This is a genomic window from Bacillus mycoides (assembly GCF_000832605.1).
Lineage (GTDB): Bacteria > Bacillota > Bacilli > Bacillales > Bacillaceae_G > Bacillus_A > Bacillus_A mycoides.
Genome location: NZ_CP009692.1, coordinates 1,992,885 through 2,010,963, shown reverse-complemented (window position 1 = coordinate 2,010,963; position 18,079 = coordinate 1,992,885). Strand labels below are relative to the sequence as shown.

18 protein-coding genes and 1 other annotated feature are annotated in these 18,079 nt (G+C 36.4%); all 18 genes read right to left on the bottom strand.

The features are described from left to right. Positions 1 to 31 precede the first annotated feature (31 nt). The 18 genes from BG05_RS12430 to spoVE all read right to left on the bottom strand — a co-directional run bounded on the left by BG05_RS12430 (position 32) and on the right by spoVE (position 18,022). Positions 32 to 361, bottom strand: a complete 330-nt coding sequence (locus tag BG05_RS12430; RefSeq protein ID WP_002014715.1) for a TraR/DksA C4-type zinc finger protein — start codon at positions 359 to 361, stop codon at positions 32 to 34. A 158-nt stretch (positions 362 to 519) separates the two neighbouring features. Continuing rightward, positions 520 to 3,285, bottom strand: coding sequence for an isoleucine--tRNA ligase (gene ileS2, locus BG05_RS12425; RefSeq protein ID WP_002128852.1), 2,766 nt, complete (start codon positions 3,283 to 3,285; stop codon positions 520 to 522). A 72-nt stretch (positions 3,286 to 3,357) separates the two neighbouring features. Continuing rightward, positions 3,358 to 3,582: a binding site (T-box leader), on the bottom strand. A 51-nt stretch (positions 3,583 to 3,633) separates the two neighbouring features. Then, the gene (divIVA, locus tag BG05_RS12420; RefSeq protein ID WP_001131609.1) at positions 3,634 to 4,140 is read right to left on the bottom strand and encodes a septum site-determining protein DivIVA; all 507 of its coding nucleotides are present in this window, start codon (positions 4,138 to 4,140) and stop codon (positions 3,634 to 3,636) included. Between the two features lie 89 nt (positions 4,141 to 4,229). After that, positions 4,230 to 4,997 (bottom strand): YlmH family RNA-binding protein, encoded by a 768-nt coding sequence (locus tag BG05_RS12415; protein ID WP_002033759.1) that lies wholly within the window; start codon positions 4,995 to 4,997, stop codon positions 4,230 to 4,232. Positions 4,998 to 5,012: 15 nt separating this feature from the next. Beyond that, a complete protein-coding gene (locus BG05_RS12410) occupies positions 5,013 to 5,276 on the bottom strand; it encodes a YggT family protein (RefSeq protein ID WP_002014720.1) in 264 nt (87 codons plus the stop codon). A gap of 6 nt (positions 5,277 to 5,282) precedes the next feature. Beyond that, on the bottom strand, positions 5,283 to 5,753 hold the full coding sequence (locus BG05_RS12405; RefSeq protein ID WP_002185052.1) for a cell division protein SepF: 471 nt from the start codon (positions 5,751 to 5,753) through the stop codon (positions 5,283 to 5,285). Between the two features lie 19 nt (positions 5,754 to 5,772). Further along, entirely contained in the window at positions 5,773 to 6,447 is a 675-nt protein-coding gene (locus BG05_RS12400) for a YggS family pyridoxal phosphate-dependent enzyme (RefSeq protein WP_002033757.1), read from the bottom strand. 5 nt (positions 6,448 to 6,452) lie between these two features. Next, positions 6,453 to 7,262, bottom strand: coding sequence for a peptidoglycan editing factor PgeF (gene pgeF / locus BG05_RS12395; RefSeq protein WP_002128855.1), 810 nt, complete (start codon positions 7,260 to 7,262; stop codon positions 6,453 to 6,455). Positions 7,263 to 7,379: 117 nt separating this feature from the next. After that, positions 7,380 to 7,634, bottom strand: coding sequence for a YlmC/YmxH family sporulation protein (locus BG05_RS12390; RefSeq protein ID WP_002014724.1), 255 nt, complete (start codon positions 7,632 to 7,634; stop codon positions 7,380 to 7,382). A 317-nt stretch (positions 7,635 to 7,951) separates the two neighbouring features. After that, complete coding sequence (sigG, locus tag BG05_RS12385) at positions 7,952 to 8,731, bottom strand: RNA polymerase sporulation sigma factor SigG (RefSeq protein WP_002014725.1); 780 nt, start codon at positions 8,729 to 8,731, stop codon at positions 7,952 to 7,954. Between the two features lie 156 nt (positions 8,732 to 8,887). Then, positions 8,888 to 9,607, bottom strand: a complete 720-nt coding sequence (gene sigE / locus BG05_RS12380; RefSeq protein WP_002128857.1) for an RNA polymerase sporulation sigma factor SigE — start codon at positions 9,605 to 9,607, stop codon at positions 8,888 to 8,890. Positions 9,608 to 9,626: 19 nt separating this feature from the next. Next, positions 9,627 to 10,544 (bottom strand): sigma-E processing peptidase SpoIIGA, encoded by a 918-nt coding sequence (gene spoIIGA / locus BG05_RS12375; RefSeq protein ID WP_002128859.1) that lies wholly within the window; start codon positions 10,542 to 10,544, stop codon positions 9,627 to 9,629. Between the two features lie 456 nt (positions 10,545 to 11,000). Next, the gene (ftsZ, locus tag BG05_RS12370; RefSeq protein WP_002014730.1) at positions 11,001 to 12,155 is read right to left on the bottom strand and encodes a cell division protein FtsZ; all 1,155 of its coding nucleotides are present in this window, start codon (positions 12,153 to 12,155) and stop codon (positions 11,001 to 11,003) included. A gap of 39 nt (positions 12,156 to 12,194) precedes the next feature. Beyond that, positions 12,195 to 13,496: a cell division protein FtsA gene (gene ftsA, locus BG05_RS12365; RefSeq protein ID WP_002014731.1), complete on the bottom strand. Its 1,302-nt coding sequence runs from the start codon at positions 13,494 to 13,496 to the stop codon at positions 12,195 to 12,197. Between the two features lie 401 nt (positions 13,497 to 13,897). Next, positions 13,898 to 14,668: a cell division protein DivIB gene (gene divIB, locus BG05_RS12360; protein WP_002014733.1), complete on the bottom strand. Its 771-nt coding sequence runs from the start codon at positions 14,666 to 14,668 to the stop codon at positions 13,898 to 13,900. 98 nt (positions 14,669 to 14,766) lie between these two features. After that, positions 14,767 to 15,672, bottom strand: a complete 906-nt coding sequence (gene murB / locus BG05_RS12355) for a UDP-N-acetylmuramate dehydrogenase (RefSeq protein ID WP_003190913.1) — start codon at positions 15,670 to 15,672, stop codon at positions 14,767 to 14,769. A gap of 61 nt (positions 15,673 to 15,733) precedes the next feature. Continuing rightward, positions 15,734 to 16,828: an undecaprenyldiphospho-muramoylpentapeptide beta-N-acetylglucosaminyltransferase gene (gene murG / locus BG05_RS12350; RefSeq protein WP_002088269.1), complete on the bottom strand. Its 1,095-nt coding sequence runs from the start codon at positions 16,826 to 16,828 to the stop codon at positions 15,734 to 15,736. A gap of 102 nt (positions 16,829 to 16,930) precedes the next feature. Then, complete coding sequence (gene spoVE, locus BG05_RS12345) at positions 16,931 to 18,022, bottom strand: stage V sporulation protein E (RefSeq protein ID WP_002014736.1); 1,092 nt, start codon at positions 18,020 to 18,022, stop codon at positions 16,931 to 16,933. Positions 18,023 to 18,079: the final 57 nt, after the last annotated feature.

The window sequence follows — 18,079 nt, the reverse complement described above, 5'->3', positions numbered from 1 at the left end:
AAAAAGGTAACATAATATCGTTGTGCGTATTTCATACATTTACCTTTTCATAGAAAAATTCATGAATAGTACGAGCAGTCGGCATTGTTTTCATTTGTTTTGTAGAAATCGCTCTTCCAGTTTCTTCACAAATACCGTACATATCTATTTCCATTTTAAACAATGCACGTTCTACATCTTTTAAATCCTCTTTTATATCATGTAATAGCAATTTTTTCTTTGTCTCTTCCTTTATTTCGTATCCAAGTTCTTGCCCAAATTCCATATAGTATGTGTGCATTACTTCTTTCGCCAATCTATCTTGCAACTCTTTTCTCATCAATTGCAATTCTTCTTTTATTTCCATATAAATTTCATTCACGTGTACATTCCTCCCAGCTGCAATGTACAATTAGTGTGTCCGAAATTTCCACGCTTACCTCACACACATTTTTCCTTCATAGGAAAGAGAGTGAAAGTTATTTCGATATATCATCAACAAAAAACTGACTGCTATTATGAGCAGTCAGCTTTTTTTCATTATTTTACATAATTTTCTTTAACAACCGTTGCACAACGCTCACATAATGTTTCATGTTCTGCATCTTTACCAATTGTTTCTGAAACAACCCAACAACGTTCACACGTCTCACCTGTCGCCTGTGCTACAACTACAGCTGTATGCTCATACTTTGGTGCTTCTGTTGGCGCTTCTTCAATTGTACCACCAAGTTTATACTCAGAGACGATGAATAATTGCTTTAAGTCTTCGCTAATAGACTCTAACATTGCCTTCATTTCTGCAGTCGGATATAGCGTAATGCTCGCATTTAATGACTTACCAATTACTTTCTCATTACGAGCTACTTCTAACGCTTTTAAAACGTCATCACGTAATGTCATAAATGCATCCCATTTTGCTCTTAACGCTTCTGAACCCTCTACTTCTGTAGCTTCTGGCATATTAGTTAACTGTACGCTTTCTTCTTCTGCACCAGGAACATATGGCCATACTTCATCAGCTGTATGAGGTAAGATTGGCGTTACAAGTTTCGTTAATGCAACAAGAACATCATATAATACAGTTTGAATTGCACGACGATCCGCGTGATCTGCACCTTCAATGTATAAAATGTCTTTTGCAAAGTCTAAGTAGAATGAACTTAGATCAATTGTACAGAAGTTGTGAATTGCATGATATACAGCAGCAAAGTCATATGTTTCATATGCATCTTTTACTTTTGTAATTAAGTCATTTAACTTCACTAACATGTAACGATCTACTTCACGAAGTTCAGCTACCGCTACTGTATTTTCACTTGGATTAAAATCATCTAAGTTTCCTAATAAGAAACGGAATGTGTTACGGATTTTACGATACACTTCTGCTACTTGTTTTAAAATATCATCTGAAATACGTACATCAGATTGATAGTCAACAGAAGATACCCATAAGCGTAAAATGTCTCCGCCTAATTGATCCATAATTTTCTTCGGTACGACGATGTTTCCAATCGACTTACTCATTTTACGTCCTTCACCATCTAGTACGAAACCATGGCTTAGTACGCCTTTATATGGAGCTTTACCAGTTACAGCAACTGCTGTTGATAATGAAGAGTTAAACCAACCACGATACTGGTCAGATCCTTCTAAATATAAATCAGCTGGACGTTGTAAGTCTTCGCGCTCTTCTAATACCGCTTGGTGAGAAGAACCTGAATCGAACCATACATCCATGATGTCTGTTTCTTTACGGAATTCACCATTTGGGCTACCTGTATGTGTAAATCCTTCTGGTAATAAATCTTTCGCTTCACGCTCGAACCATACGTTAGAACCGTGCTCACGGAATAAATCTGCTACATGATTAATTGTTTCATCTGTAATAATTGGATCACCATTTTCTGCATAGAATACAGGAATTGGCACACCCCATGCACGCTGACGAGAAATACACCAGTCACCACGGTCACGAACCATATTATGAAGACGAGTTTCTCCCCATGCTGGTACCCATTTTGTTTCCGCAACAGCTTCTAATAATTCTTTACGGAACGCTTCAATAGATGCAAACCACTGCGCTGTCGCACGGAAAATAATTGGTTTTTTCGTTCTCCAATCATGTGGGTATGAATGCGTAATGAATGTTAGTTTCAGTAACGCGCCTACTTCTTCTAATTTTTCCGTAATTGGCTTGTTAGCTTTATCATAGAATAAGCCTTCAAATCCAGGTGCTTCATTTGTTAATACACCTTTATCATCAACTGGGCAAAGTACTTCTAAGCCATACTTTTTACCAACAACGAAGTCATCTTCCCCGTGTCCTGGTGCTGTATGAACACAACCTGTACCTGCATCTGTTGTTACGTGCTCTCCTAGCATAACTAATGAGTCACGATCGTAGAATGGATGTTTTGCAACTGTATACTCAAGTTCGCTACCTTTTACCGTTTTCACAACTTCAGCATTTTCCCACTCTAACGTTTTTGCAACTGTCTCAAATAGTTCAGAAGCGATGATATATTTCTCATCATTTACTTTCACAATAGCATATTCAAGTTCTGGGTGAACAGAAATACCTAAGTTTGCAGGTAACGTCCAAGGCGTTGTTGTCCAAATAATGTATTTCTCATCACCTTCTAATACGTTCTTTCCATCTTTTACAGGGAATGCTACGTAAATAGATGCTGATTTTTTATCTTGATATTCAATTTCAGCTTCTGCTAAAGCTGATTCACTTGTTGGAGACCAGTAAACTGGTTTTTGTCCTTTATAGATATAACCTTTTTTCGCCATGTCACCAAACACTTTAATTTGTTGTGCTTCATAAGCTGGCTCTAAAGTAATATATGGATTATCCCAATCTGCACGTACACCTAAACGCTTAAATTGTTCACGTTGACGTTCCACTTGCTCATATGCATACTCTGCACATAACTTACGGAACTCAGCAACTGTCATTTCTTTACGCTTTACACCTTTATTTGTTAAAGCTTGCTCAATTGGTAAACCGTGTGTATCCCAACCTGGTACATATGGTGCACAGTATCCAGTCATTGATTTAAAACGAACAATAAAGTCTTTTAACACTTTATTTAGTGCGTGTCCCATATGGATGTCACCATTTGCATATGGAGGTCCATCATGTAGTACAAATAAAGGACGGCCTTTCGTATGTTCTTGTACCTTTTCATAAATATTCATTTCAGCCCATTTTTCTTGCATTGCAGGCTCACGTTTCGGTAAATTCCCACGCATCGGGAATTCTGTTTTTGGCATTAGTAATGTATTTTTGTACTCCATGCTCAATTCCTCCTTAAATATATAAACGACAGACCTTAAAAAAGGGAATAAAAAAGAGACCTCTCATCCCCAAAAAGGGACGAGAAAGTCTCCCGCGGTACCACCCTAGTAGACCATATACAAATGCATAAGGTCCTCTTTATATTCTTAACGCGAATATACGCCTACGCTTACTAAATTTGTTCAGCGCGGAACTCCAGGGTGATATTCCCATTATCTCCTTATCCTGAGCTTACACCATCCTCAGTTCGCTATATAAGGTATGAAAAAGGTACTTATCCCTATCTTCGTTTTTCTTAATAAATATGCTGTTTAAAATTATATGTAATAATGAGAAAAACGTCAAGCTTACACTGTTTCTTCTTTTTTCAACAGTTCGTCCACTTCGTCTTCTAATTCAATTAGTTTATCCCAATCATCGTTGTTTAACATTTCAAGTTGTGTTTCTAATAACATACGGAAACGAGTTCGGAATACTTTCGCTTGTTTCTTCAACTCTTCAATATCAAAAGCAACTTTTCTTGATTTCACTAACGCTTCATTAATGATACGATCTGCATTTTTTTCTGCTTCACGTACAATTAATTTTGCTTCTTTTTGTGCATTACGCTTCACTTCTTCAGCAGCTTCTTGTGCGACAATGATAGATTTGTTCAGCGTATCTTCAATATTAGAAAAATGATCTAACTTTCCTTCTAATTGTGCAACCTTTTCTTCTAAAGCTTTTTTCTCACGAATGACTAATTCATAATCTTTGATGATTTGATCAAGAAACTCATTTACTTGATCTTCATCGTAGCCACGAAACCCGCGACCAAATTCTTTGTTATGAATATCTAATGGTGTTAACGGCACAACGCCACCTCCAAGTAGTTATCTAAATTTCCTCTTTCAATTATATCTTTTCTTCGACAAAATAAGAGAATTTCCTTCTAAAAAACCAATCATTTTAGTATACCATACAAAACTCTCCATTTGTCGCGCTTCGTTTTACCTTCTACAGAAAATAATTTACTTCGTCCATACCCTCTAACCGAGAAAACATCCCCTGGAAAACATTCATACGAAGTTTGCTCTACTGTTTTCCAATTGACTTTTACTAAGCCACCTTTTATAAGAGGCTGTACCTTCTGCCTAGATATATGTAGCATTTCAGCTAATAAAACATCTAGACGAAGTGACGAAACAGTCCCAGATTTTTCTCCCCATTTTTCACCTACACGCAAAATTTTCTCTACTTGTATAGGAGAGAGTGTGACTTTCATTTTCCCTATTGATTGTAAGTTCATTTCAATATACGATACAACTTCTTTGGCAACTGCAATTTGGGCACGGTCTTCTTGAAGCAAAATATCACCACATTTTTCCCTTGTTAAACCAAGCGACATGAATGCACCTAATATTTGCCTATGTTCTAGCGTAAAAAACTTGGAAGGATAGTCAATTTCTAATACTTCTACTTGAAATTCCTCTTCATTTAATTCTAGATAATCTGGATAAATTAGTGCTCTTTTCCGTTCGGCTTCAGGCATCGCACCATCAAACCGTACAGCTACATCTCCTTGCCCTATTACCATAGAAACAATTTGTTGCTGTCTTGGATCAAGAAAATCTGTTAACTTGACTTGATGGTACTCAGCAGCCTGTTTCCACTCTAATACTTTATCCACAAAGACCTCTTCATCAGGTCTAAAATGCTCATAGATGCTCATGTATTTAACCTCACACTATAAAAAATAGTTGAATAAACTCACTAAACCACCTCTAGCAAGTTTCAAGGCAACAATAGCAACAAGTGGAGAAATATCAATCATACCAAATGGTGGAATAAACCTCCTAAACGGCTCTAAATACGGTTCGCAAATACGCGCAAGAAAATCTCCAAAAGCTGATTCCTTTGCGCCAGGAAACCATGATAGGAGAATGTAAATAATTAGTGCCCACGAGTAAATCTCGATAGCAGTAAGTAACACTGTTAAAACTGTTGTCATGGCGTATTACCACCTCTTTATATTTGTCTCTTCTTCTTCACCGAATAACTCTGAAATCGCACCAACGATATCAACATTTTCAGGTGTACACATAAATGTTTTCGGGCTTATTTTTTGAATATCCCCGCCTATAGCGTATACAGTACCACTTAAAAAGTCAACGATACGTACAGCTTGATCTGTAGACATTCTTTGCAAATTAATTACAACAGCTCGTCTACCTTTTAAGTGATCCGAAATGCCTTGCGCTTCCGAATATGTACGTGGTTCTAGTAAAACAACTTTTGAAGATTGCTTCGCTGTTTCAATACTCACTACATTTTGCTTCGGTTGCACTTTCGCAAACGGAACATCTTGTTGTTCTGGGGGATCTTGTTGCTTTTTCATGTCTGTTTGCTCCTTTTCATAACTATATTGAGCTGCTTCTTTTTCTTCCGGTGTGTCAAAAAAGAAGTATTTTACTTTTGACCAACTCATAATAACTTTCTCCTTCCTCCTACGCTTTTCCTACTAAAACCGTTCCCAAACGAATATATGTAGCGCCTTCCTCAATTGCAATCGTGTAATCATTTGACATTCCCATTGATAATTCTTTACATGGTGCATGTAATAATTCTAGCTCCTGCACCTCTGTTTGTAGCATGCGCAATTCCTTAAAGCAGCGACGAATCTCTTCCTCTTCTCCTGTAAACGGAGCCATTGTCATTAATCCTACCACTTCAATCTTATCCAATTCTTGCAAACTTTGAATAAAAGAAATTGTTTCTTCTATCGCCAATCCTTGCTTTGATTCTTCAGATGATGTTTTCACTTGAATAAAGCATTTAACTTTCTTATCAGCACGTTTTTGAATTTCTTTTGCAAGCGAAAGACGATCTAATGAATGTAAATAATCAATCTCATTAATGATTTCTTTTACTTTTCTCGTTTGCAATGATCCAATAAAATGCCAATTCACTTTTGAACCGAAATGCTCGTATTTTTGTAAGAAACCTTCATTTCTATTTTCACCTAAATCAATAATTCCTGTTTCAATTACTTCGCTTGTTTTTTCAATCCCTACAGTTTTTGTAACTGCAACGAGCTTAATATCTTTCATCGAACGTCCAGCTCGTACACAAGATTCTTTAATTACTTCGTTTACATCTGCTAAATTCCCTTGCACTGTCACTTACTTCACTCCTCCTTAAAACCTATGAAACTCAACATTCTCCCCGTCTTACCTTGATCACGACGATGAGAGAAAAATAATTGTTCTTCACAGCTTGTACAAAGAGATGACATTACAATATGTTCTTCTTTTATGCCTGCTTGTACACATAAAATACGATTAACTTCTTTTAAATTAATTGCATACTGACCATCAGAAATTACTTTATGAGGAACAGATCCGTTTACTACTTGCTGTGCTGCTGTTAATACACGATCATCAACAACATAACAACATGATCCGATTGCAGGACCAATTGCGACATGAATTTCATCACTTGAAACACCTTCTGCATTCCACTTTTGAATCATTTCTTTCGCAATCTCTGTTACAGTCCCTTTCCACCCAGCATGCGCAAGTCCTATCATATCATGTGATGGTGCATAAAAATAGAGCGGAACACAATCAGCGTAACAAGATGTTAAGAGAACATCTTTGTTAGTCGTATAAATGCCATCCGTTTTTGGAATACCGTCTTCATATGAATAAACGCCTTTCCCTTTTTCTTGCAGTCCTACTTTCTCAACATGATGGTCATGAACTTGTTCAGAGCAAATCCATTTTTCTAATGGTTTTTGTAACTTATTAGCTAAAATGCGTCTGTTTTCATGAACATTCTCCACGATATCATTCACATGTAATCCTAAATTCATCGCATGAAAGGAGCCTGTACTTACTCCACCATCTTTTGTCGTAAATCCAACAGTAATGTTTCCAAGTTCTTTCCACGCTTGTAAATACAGTATACCGTCCGCATATTTAAATGGTTCTCTCATAAAGCGACTCCTTTTAATTAAAATAACAGAAAAAAGTATGGTACTTCCTGTCTATTTTACCATACTTTTATTTTTTCATAATGACAACAGAAAAAAAAGAGGAATTTGTAATATTCTTTATGAAATTGTCGGTGTTTGTATTGATTCTGTTACAGAATTAACATGATCTACTTTTACAAGTATGACATCTTCTCCAATTTTCATAATTTGCTCCCAAGGAATCACAAATTCTACTTCCTTCCCAAAGAGTCCAAGCATTCGTGCCTGCTTAGAAATAATAACCGCCCTAATCTTTCCTGTGTCTATATCAATATCAATATCTCCAATATTCCCAAGCCTCTTTCCATCTGAAACATTTACAACATCCTTCATTTGAAACTCCGAAATCCGTATCATATTCATCCTCTCCCTTATATCATGAATCGTAAGTACGCTCTCAAATAAAGTGAAACCTTAATCAGTGAGATTATCCCCATCCCTACTGATTATTAACCCATGCCAATCGGACTTTTACGGGCAGTCCCGCTTTCATCTAACTTTTTACTTCAGCCTAATTTCGAAGCGGATAAACAGTATATAACCGCTACTAATAGAACATCCATTTTATTTTCATTATATGAACCTACCCAATCTACTATGAGCGCAAAATATTATATATAAAAAAGACCTCACCATAACTGGTGAGGACCTTATCCTTGAATCGTCTTATTCATTTGCTTAATAGCAGACTTCTCCAAACGTGATACTTGCGCTTGAGAAATCCCAATTTCTTCGGCAACTTCCATCTGTGTCTTTCCTTGAAAGAAACGTTTTCGAATAATCATTTTTTCACGATCATTTAAACGCTTCATTCCTTCTTTCAACGCCAGTTCTTCAACCCACTGCTCGTCCTTTTGTTTTTCATCCTTTAATTGATCCATAACAAAGATAGGATCTCCTCCATCGTTATAAATCGGTTCAAATAATGAAACCGGATCTTGAATCGCATCTAGTGCAAAAACAATCTCTTCATGTGTCACTTCAAGAACTTTCGCAATATCCATTGCTGTTGGTTCTTTTGAATTTTCAGCAATCAATTTTTCTCTTACTTGCAACGCTTTATACGCAATATCTCGTAATGAGCGAGATACACGAATTGGATTGTTATCACGCAAATATCTGCGTATTTCTCCAATAATCATCGGCACAGCATACGTTGAAAACTTTACATTTTGGCCTAAATCAAAGTTATCAATGGATTTCATAAGTCCAATGCAACCAACTTGAAATAAATCATCAACATATTCTCCTCTGTTATTAAATCTTTGGATGACGCTCAGTACAAGACGTAAGTTTCCATTCACTAATTTCTCTCTGGCGCTTATCTCTCCACTTTGCATTTCACGAAATAATTTACGCATCTCTTCATTTTTTAGTACTGGAAGTTTAGCTGTATCAACACCGCAAATTTCTACTTTGTTTCTCGTCAAAGTGTTCCCTCCTATCGGGAGTTGCTGTACAGTGTAAAGTATTTCCTTTGAAGGGGATTTTATGCATACGGTTTTTCCATCATTTTTTACAAATATCATATTTCCTCATGCACAAAAAAGAATAAGACCAGTCTAGATACCGACTGGTCTTATTCTTCACACCATTTTATTAAATTCTTTTCGTAATCTTTTTATAATTCTTTTTTCCAAACGAGAAATATAAGACTGTGAAATTCCAAGCATATCAGCCACATCTTTTTGTGTCTTCTCTTCGCCACCAGCGAGTCCAAACCGAAGCTCCATAATTTGTTTTTCACGGTCATTTAATTGATGCAATGCTTTCATTAAAAGATGCCGATCTACAGTAGCTTCTAAATCTTTTGTAATAATGTCATCATCTGTACCTAAAACATCTGATAGTAACAGTTCATTTCCGTCCCAATCAATGTTAAGCGGTTCATCAAAAGAAACTTCCGAACGATTTTTATTATTTCGACGCAAATGCATTAAAATTTCATTTTCTATACAACGAGATGCATATGTTGCTAATTTAATTTTCTTTTCTGGATTAAATGTATTCACTGCCTTAATAAGACCAATTGTTCCTATACTAATCAAATCCTCAATATTGATCCCTGTATTTTCAAATTTTCTTGCTATATATACAACAAGCCTTAGGTTACGTTCAATAAGCATCGACCTCGCAGCTTGATCTCCATTTGGCAATTTATTCAAAAGAACTGCCTCTTCTTCTTTCGTTAACGGCGGTGGCAACGCTTCACTTCCACCAATATAATAAATTTCATCGGTCTTAATTCCTAATTTCAGCAATACTTTATACCAAAGGTATACCAAATAAAATTTAAATTTCACCATATTATCCCGCCTCTCATAATTAAGCAATTACCATCTTTTGCGAAATCAACATTTTCGGATGTACAATGCATTGATACTCTCCATTAGTAGATAATTGTTGTGTATTTAATCCAATCAGTACTTTGTTTACAACAACCGAACTACCTTCATGATAAACTCGCACACAATCTGGCTTAATTGCCCATAAAAATTGATTCTCTACTCCTACTGCTCGGAAAGGAATTAAACGTAGTTTCGTCGCCCATCCAGAATCATTTTCTGGTATTTGAGGAATTTCTGTTTTGGAATAAATTTGTTCTGTTAACCAAGCTGGCAAACAATATTCTAATGATGAAATATGCATAATCATAACGGGTGTTTTCGTTAACGGGTCATAAAGTTGGTTCCCACTATCAATTAGACCTGCTAATTCTAGTTCCTCTCCAGCTAATTGAATTTCCACTTTCACGATTTGATCATAGTGTATCTTTGTGACCTCTACGCTTTCTATACGCTTTTTAGAAAAATAATAAATTACTGGAAAACCAAAAATAACAAATACCCAACTAATTGGATCACCGTAAGAAACTGATTTAGATTGAACTAATCCATTTACCATTTCGTTCGTTTGCAAAAAGTAATGCGTTCCAATTAATCCTCCACCAACCATAAAGGTTACAAAATAGAAAGTAAAAACAGTTTGTGTATAATTTCTAAATGTCGAAAACCCAAATGCTGTATACACAATAAGTAACGAGTACAATAGTTTCATAATTGGATGTGTCATCATAGAAGCAAAAGGCGTAAAGGCGAAAATAACAATAGTTGAACCTATAAATGCCCCTAACACAAGCCTCCATCTTTTGATTCTCTTTTTTAACACGGTGGCTGTTAATAAAAGTAAAAGAAAATCAATGCAGGCGTTTAACAACCAAACGATGTCGGCGTAAACAACCAAACAATTCACCTCTTTTTTTAAGTTGAGACTAGTATAATGCATATCCAATAGGAAAGTGTGTCAATTGGTGGAGGGATTTTTTTGTTATTTTGTGATTTCTAGACATAATCTGTCGGTAAAAAATAAAAGTGTATTTTTCATAGAATAATATAAATTTTTTACTTGTATACATAATAATTGAATTATATATATACAAAGTTTATCTTGCTATTTGCGGGCAGTAAGACCCTGCCTCAAAATTCAGCTATAAAAAAGTACAGAAGTTAAGTGGGCGTCGGGCTAACAATCATTTTTGGATGAACACCCCCGACTAATTAAAGTTTCAATTTATTTATCACAGCTTATGGTTTAAAAATAGGACTGGGCTCTCCATATGCAAAATAATAAAAAAAGATCTGCTTAGCAGATCTTTTCCATTTAGACAACAAAAAAAAGGAGCATGAAAGCTCCTTTTTTTTATCGTCTACGACGGTTACGTAAGAATGCTGGAATATCGATGTCATCTGAATCAGTATGACGATCATGCACAACCGGCTCTTCACGTTTCATTTCACGCTTAACTTCACGTTGTTTTGAAGGTTGAGCTACTGGTTGTTGTTGCTGTTGCGTGTGATTCGCAGTCGGACGGATAATTGGTTTTGGTGGTTGTGTCGAAGCACTATCATCAAAACCAGTTGCAATTACAGTGACAACGATATCATCTTTTAATCCTTCATTAATAACAGAACCGAAGATCATATTTACTTCTGGATCCGAAGCTGAAGCTACAATGTCTGCTGCTTCTTGTACTTCATATAAACTTAAGTTTGCGCCGCCCGTAATGTTCATAATAACACCTTGAGCTCCATCAATAGATGTTTCTAGTAATGGACTAGAAATCGCTTTTTTCGCAGCTTCAGCAGCACGATTTTCACCATTACCAGAACCGATACCCATTAAAGCAGAACCTCTATTAGACATAATTGTTTTTACGTCTGCAAAGTCTAAGTTAATTAGACCTGGTGTAGCAATTAAATCAGAAATACCTTGAACACCTTGACGTAATACGTTATCTGCTTCACGGAACGCTTCTAACATTGGCGTATTTTTATCAACAATCTCTAATAAGCGATCATTTGGAATTACGATAAGTGTATCTACATTTTCTTTAAATGACGCAATACCAGATGCAGCTTGAGTTGCACGCTTACGCCCTTCAAATGTAAATGGACGTGTTACAACACCAACTGTTAACGCGCCTAGTTCTTTTGCAACTTGAGCAACAACTGGAGCTGCACCAGTTCCAGTTCCGCCGCCCATACCAGCAGTTACGAAGACCATATCCGCGCCACGAAGCGCTTCTTGAATCTGTTCTTTACTTTCTTCTGCAGCTTTTTTCCCTACTTCAGGGTTTGCGCCTGCACCAAGTCCACGCGTTAATTTTCCACCAATTTGCATTTTCGTTTCAGCTTTTGATAGATTTAATGCTTGTGCATCAGTATTCACAGCGATAAAGTCTACACCTTGTACACCGTGTTCAATCATACGGTTTACAGCATTGTTTCCGCCACCGCCGACACCGATAACTTTTATATTCGCTAATTGATCTTGAGTAGTATCAAACTCTAACATGTCGAAATCCCCCTAGAACCTCATTTTTCGTGTCCAATTTTAATCCCATAAATAACGGAATGCACGTTTTACTTTTGACATCATGCGGTCATCATTTTGATTAGTATTGTTTTGATTACGAGTTTTTTGTTTCGCAGGTTGCTGTTGTACCGGCATTGGTGCTGGTACTGGTTCAAAATGTTCTTGCTTTTCCTGCACATTTTTCCCACGTAATTTAGCTTTTTGATAAGAATGTTTAATTAATCCAACTCCACTTGTATATTGAGGCTCACGAACACCAATATAATCAGGAGTTGCTATACGAACATTTTCATGTAAAATATCGTATGCAAGATCAAGAACACCTGGCATAGAAGCTATCCCACCAGTTAGTACATATCCAGAAGCAGCTTGCTTTACTCCTAACTTATGCACTTCATCTTGAACAAACATTAAAATTTCCTCTACACGAGCCTCTATTATATCCGATAATTCCAACTGAGAATATTGTTCTGTTTGATCGCTTCCCATAATAGGAACCGTAAACATCTCTTCTTCAGATGCTGTATCATAAAAAGCATGTCCATATTTCAGCTTAATTTGATCTGCATTTTCTGTTGAAGTTTTCAGCCCAATCGCTATATCCTTCGTTATATGATCTCCACCTAATGGCAATACGCTCGTTGCTTGCAACTCTCCATCTTTAAAAATAGATAAGGTTGTAGATCCTCCACCCATATCAACAAGGGCTACCCCTCTATTTCTTTCATCCGAAGATAACGCAACTGTCGCTGCCGCTAAAGGTTGCAGACAAATATCAACAATTTCAAGACCTGCTTTTTCTACACAACGAAGTAGGTTATGTAGTAAAGTTCTCGAGCCTGTAATAAGTGTACCTTCCATTTCTAATCTTACACCGATCATCCCGCGTGGATCGTTAATCTCGTCAAGACCGTCTACAATGAACTGTCGAGGTACCACATCAATAAATTCACGTTCAGGAGCAATTGACACAACTTGCGCTGCATCTAGAACGCGTAAGACATCTTCATTCCCGATTTCACGATCTTCATTTGAAACAGCGACTACTCCGTGACACGGGAGCAACTGTACCTGGTTTGCATTGACACCTACTACAACTTGCTCAATGTGGATACCCACCATGCGCTCAGCTTGTTCAATTGCTTTTTTAATTGATCGAACAGTTTCATCTATATCAACTATCGATCCCTTTTTCAAACCATTTGATTTTACGTTTCCAACACCAATAATGTTTAAGCTATCATTAACCATTTCACCAATGATGACTTTAACATTGGATGTACCGATGTCAAGACTAACATATATTTCATTGCTGTTCATTCTTTGGCACCTCCTTCTTTATTTATACCATACAACTCAATATATGGAACAACAATCGCAACTTTACTATTTATAAGAAAAATATTCAACGTCTTTGTACGTTTCCCTTTTTTAACCCTATATTTTTCTTATTTTTATTTAACATTCATTTAAGAATATCGCAGTAACCTGTGAATAACTGCTCTATCTTGAAATAATTATATTTCAAGTGTAAAGATTACCGCCAAGTATAAGTCTACACTAAGATGTACTTGTAGAAAAGTGAAACTTGTACCAATCCTAGTATGAATCTAAGAAAATTTACATTTTTTTCATCAAATTAAGCATTCTTGCAAATTAGCATCCATATAAAAGAACGTTTGTTTCATTTCATACGTAATAACGCAGTAAAAACTATCATTCTATTCTTTCTTTTCTTCAGCACCTAGTTCCTTCGTATATGCACCCACTTCTAAGTCAATTAAAACCTTCTTACCAGGTTCAATTGTTTTTAAAATAAGTGGATAAGCTTCCATTCGCTTTGCGAAATTTTGAATAGTGGTGCTCACTTCATATCCTTCATTCATATATAAAGTAAGATGATCTTCATTTGCGTTCGTTGGTGTATAACGAATTTCAGAAATAGACCTTAAAATAGTTGGCGTTAATTTTTCTAGTTCTGCAATTAATTCCTTCATTTTTTCCTCTTTAAATGGTTCGAAAATTGGTGCTGCAACTGGAAGCTTTCCGTTCGGAAGTACATCGAGTGTTTTCCCATTTTCTAATAACGGTTGTAATTTCCCATCTTTGTTTATATAGCCAATTGTTAAATATTCTTCGATATGAACATCAATTTTGTTTGGGAAACGTTTTTTTACATTTACCTCTTTAATTTCTTTTCGTTTCGTTAAGTTTTCTTCTGCTTTATGTGCTGTTACTCGGAAATAACTCGTATCATATGTCACACCTGATTCCTTCATAACTTGTTCATCTGTCATATAATGATTTCCAAAGACACTTATCTTTTTTATATTACTAAGCGGAGACCGAAAATAAATTAAAAAGAGTACTAATAAAAATAAAATCGATATGTATAAAATTAACCGATGATTAACAGGTTTCTTATTTTTTTTATTTTGATTCTTTAATTTTGGTACACGATCTTGTAGTTTAATCACTTTACTATTTTTCATGTACGATCCCCCTATGTAACATAAAGAACGGCATGTTCCTCATGCCGTTCTTATCTTCTTATTATAACATAAATGATAATGAGCGGAACGAACAACCGTTATCTTCCAATTATTTCTACCTCTGTATGCATATCAACACCAAATTTATCTTTAATTGTACGCTTTACCAATGCGATTAAGTCTAATACGTCTTGCGCTGATGCCACACCAGTATTAACAATAAAATTCCCATGCATTTCAGAAATTTGAGCTCCACCTATCTTATAGCCACGAAGCCCTGATTTTTCTATTAAATCTCCTGCAAAATAGGGGACTGGATTTCGAAATATACTTCCTGCACAAGGGTGATTCCAAGGCTGCGTTTCACGGCGATACTCTTTATTCTTTTGCATGCTTCTTACAATTCCCTCGCGTTCGCCTACCTCCAATTGGAATTCAGCTTCCAAAACAATACCAGGGCGTTTCATTTGCAATACAGATGTGCGATAAGAAAAGCCCATTTCGGTATTCGTCAACCAATTAATTGTTCCATTGTCAAACAAAATACGAGCTTTCGTTAATACACTCGATATGTCGGACTTATGAGCGCCTGCATTCATATACACTGCACCGCCAACACTTCCTGGAATACCACTTGCAAATTCCAGGCCCGCTAATCCCTGTCGACTAAGTAAAGTTGACAATTTAATAAGGGGATATCCAGCACCGACTCTTACTCTATGTTTTTCGACTTCTAAATGGTCTAATCCTTCTCCTAAACGAATAACCACACCTTCTATACCTTGATCAGATACGAGAAGATTTGAACCACGACCAATTGCAGTCCACCCTGTCTTGTACTTCTTTACTAACTCTAGAGTCTTCTCAATACCAGTAACATGCTTTGGTACAATTAAAATATCAGCTGGTCCGCCTATTTTCATAGTTGTGTAACGCGCTAACGGTTCATTAACTAACACGCGACCAACATTTGCTTCTAAAAGCTCTTTTACTAATTGTTCCATAGACAATCTCCCCCATATCAAGTCTCCTTATTACAGTAATATGCAGGGCGTTCACCTAATGTTATTTTTTAATAAGCTTGTTCATTACTTCATATAGCTTATTTGCTGCATCTGGAATACCAAGTTGCTTAGTAGCCAGTTTCATATTTTGTAATGTTTGTGTATCCAATAAAATCTCATCAATGTCACGAATAAGCGTTTCAGATGTTAAATCTTTTTCAAGTAGCATTTTAGCTGCTCCTTTATCAACAACTGATCGTGCATTTTTTTCTTGATGGTTATTTGTTACGTACGGACTTGGAATTAATACACTCGGCTTTCCTAACGCTGTTAATTCTGCAAGCGTTGTAGCCCCTGCCCTTGAAACAACAAGGTCTACACCCGTCAGTACCTCTGGCATATTATGAATAAAAGGTTTAATAATAACATTATTCGGATTCCCTTTTTGTTTCACGGCTTCCATAACTTTATCATAATGTACTTCGCCTGTTACATATAATACTTCGTAACTTTTATTCCCAAATTGTTCAATCGCTTCTACAAAAGCATCGTTAATCGGTCTAGCCCCGCGGCTCCCACCAAAAATAAGCACGGATTTTTTAGAAAGGGATAGTCCTACCGAACGTTTTCCTTTCATTCCATTTTGGTCCATTACTTCTGATGCACGTGGATTACCTGTCATAACCACTTTTGACTGTGGAAAATGTTCTGCAGCTGCTTCAAAACAAACTGCAACTTTATCGACATAACGACTTAAAAATTTATTCGTTACACCAGGTACACTATTTTGTTCATGGACAATAGTCGGAATACCTAATTTAGCCGCAGCATATACAACTGGCCCACATACGTATCCACCCGTACCAATCACAATATCAGGGTTAAAACGACGAATATATCGTTTACTATCTTGAACACCTTTTAGGAAACGCATCACTGTTTTTACATTATCAAGAGATATTTTTCGTTTAAATCCACTTATAACAATAGATTGGAACGGAATACCCGCTTTCGGTACGATGGTACTCTCTAATCCATTCTCTGTACCAATGTATAAAAATCTTGCTTCAGGATTTAGTTTTTTTATTTCTCTAATTAAAGCAAGAGCTGGATAAATATGTCCTCCAGTACCCCCACCACTTACTAATACTCGCACTACTGATTCCTCCACTTCCCTGTTCTTATTCAATCGTATTTATTTCTATATACATATTGTATTTTCACACACACACGAAAAACCCTGTCTTTTAAACAGGGTTTAATAGCGAGAATGGCGACTTATATTCAATAATACACCTACTGCCATTAACATTAAGGTCAAACTTGATCCACCATAACTTAAAAATGGCAAAGTAATACCGGTAACAGGCATCAGTCCTGTTACAACACCAACATTAATCATTACTTGAATCGCAATCATCGCCACAATACCTACTGCTAAAAACGTACCATATAAATCTGGCGCTCCTAATGCTATACGAATCCCACGCCATAATAATAGACTAAATAATAATAACACAAATGAACCACCAATAAAACCTAATTCCTCGGATAAGATTGCAAATATAAAGTCTGTTTGTGGTTCAGGTAAATAGAGAAATTTTTGTCTACTTTGTCCAAGTCCAAGCCCAAATAAACCACCAGGTCCAATTGCGAGTAACGATTGGATAATTTGAAATCCACTTCCGAGCGGATCCGACCACGGATCTAAATATGATGTGATGCGTTTCATTCGATATGGCGCTGATGCAATTAACCCTACAAATCCCGCTGCACCAAGCAAACCAAACATTGCAAAGTGAAAGACCCTTGCTCCCGAAATAAATATCATAATAATACATGTCCCAATCATTACCGTTCCCGTACCAAGATCTGGCTGTAACATAATTATCCCAAAAGCAAGAAATACAAAACTAAGAGCCGGTAGTAAACCTCGTTTAAAAGATGTAATTAATTTTTGTCGTTCCGCTAAAAATTTTGCTAAGAAAATAATCATCGCGAATTTCATAAACTCTGACGGTTGGATAGAAAATGCCCCGATTCCAATCCAACTTCGCGCCCCTCCACGAACGAGACCTACTCCAGGAATAAGAACGAGAATAAGAAGAACGAAACAAACTAGTAAAATTACTTTTGAATACGTACGCCATACCCAATAATCAATTTTCATCAGAAAAAACATAGCTACTACCCCAAGACTTGCAAATAACAATTGTCTTTTTGCAAAAAAGAATGAATCCCCCATTTTATAAGAGGCCCAAACCGCACTCGCACTATAAACCATAATCATTCCGATTGTTAACAACGCAAGTGTAACGATGATGAGAATAAAATCAGGCGTTTTCTTCATTACCCATGAACACCACCTCTTTGGGCAGAACCTTTTGCCCTATGTAACAAAACATCA

Coding starts and splice junctions, on each gene's coding strand:
- ileS2 (WP_002128852.1), bottom strand. CDS start 3,285: ATGGAGTACAAAAATACATTACTAATGCCAAAAACAGAATTCCCGATG.
- BG05_RS12415 (WP_002033759.1), bottom strand. CDS start 4,997: ATGAGCATCTATGAGCATTTTAGACCTGATGAAGAGGTCTTTGTGGAT.
- BG05_RS12410 (WP_002014720.1), bottom strand. CDS start 5,276: ATGACAACAGTTTTAACAGTGTTACTTACTGCTATCGAGATTTACTCG.
- BG05_RS12405 (WP_002185052.1), bottom strand. CDS start 5,753: ATGAGTTGGTCAAAAGTAAAATACTTCTTTTTTGACACACCGGAAGAA.
- pgeF (WP_002128855.1), bottom strand. CDS start 7,262: ATGAGAGAACCATTTAAATATGCGGACGGTATACTGTATTTACAAGCG.
- BG05_RS12390 (WP_002014724.1), bottom strand. CDS start 7,634: ATGAAGGATGTTGTAAATGTTTCAGATGGAAAGAGGCTTGGGAATATT.
- sigE (WP_002128857.1), bottom strand. CDS start 9,607: ATGGTGAAATTTAAATTTTATTTGGTATACCTTTGGTATAAAGTATTG.
- ftsZ (WP_002014730.1), bottom strand. CDS start 12,155: ATGTTAGAGTTTGATACTACTCAAGATCAATTAGCGAATATAAAAGTT.
- ftsA (WP_002014731.1), bottom strand. CDS start 13,496: ATGAACAGCAATGAAATATATGTTAGTCTTGACATCGGTACATCCAAT.
- divIB (WP_002014733.1), bottom strand. CDS start 14,668: ATGAAAAATAGTAAAGTGATTAAACTACAAGATCGTGTACCAAAATTA.
- murB (WP_003190913.1), bottom strand. CDS start 15,672: ATGGAACAATTAGTAAAAGAGCTTTTAGAAGCAAATGTTGGTCGCGTG.
- spoVE (WP_002014736.1), bottom strand. CDS start 18,022: ATGAAGAAAACGCCTGATTTTATTCTCATCATCGTTACACTTGCGTTG.